Genomic DNA, 740 nt, shown 5'->3' with positions numbered 1-740 from the left:
TGACATATCCGTAGTGGCGCGGAAATTGGGAGATTTCAAAATTCTGACAGAAGTCACACTGGAGATTGCAGCCTACAGTGGCTATGGAATAACTCAAAGTTCCAGGAAGAAAATGAAAAAGAGGCTTCTTCTCAATAGGATCTACATGGTGGGCGATAACTTTGCCGTACGCTAGGCTATAAAGCACCCCCTCCTCGTTTTTCCTGACTCCGCAGATCCCCGTCTTCCCAGGAGGTATGCGGCAACGGTGTGAACAAAGATTACATTTAACATCCCGATTGTCTAGCTTTTCGTAAAGAAGGGCTTCTCGCATTTTTGAGACCTCTTTTTCTTTTTAAAAGAGATCAGCGAGGAAGAAGGGAAATTGTTGGTGAAGGTAGATCAGACCCTCCTTGGTGAGGAGCTTGAGATTCCGGTAGATATGGTGGTGTTGGCTACCGGTATGGTTCCGGCTACGGCCGATGATCCTATTATTCCACTTGAGTATCGACAGGGAGCTGGTTTTCCGGAACTAGAACTCTTTTACGGTTTTGCAGATTCTAACTACATTTGTTTCCCTTATGAGACGCGGCGTACGGGTATTTATGCTGCGGGAGCGGTTCACCAGCCCATGACTGTTTTTCAGGCCATGGAGGACGCTACTGGAGCGGCATTGAAGGCCCTTCAGTGCCTCAAGGCTATTGAAATGGGGCATGCGGTTCATCCGCGGACGTGGGATTTCGCCTATCCGGAATGGGATC

2 pseudogenes are annotated in these 740 nt (G+C 48.4%); one reads left to right on the top strand and one right to left on the bottom strand.

Features of this window, described 5'->3' with window-relative positions:
* A pseudogene (locus TDIS_RS10710) lies at window positions 1-313 on the bottom strand (radical SAM protein); the annotation flags it as partial.
* 27 nt (window positions 314-340) lie between these two features.
* Between TDIS_RS10710 and TDIS_RS10705 the strand changes: the two are divergent.
* A pseudogene (locus tag TDIS_RS10705) lies at window positions 341-740 on the top strand (heterodisulfide reductase subunit A); the annotation flags it as partial.

It is taken from the genome of Thermosulfurimonas dismutans, from assembly GCF_001652585.1.
Classification (GTDB): Bacteria; Desulfobacterota; Thermodesulfobacteria; order Thermodesulfobacteriales; family Thermodesulfobacteriaceae; genus Thermosulfurimonas; species Thermosulfurimonas dismutans.
This window is presented reverse-complemented; position numbering and strand designations above follow the sequence as displayed.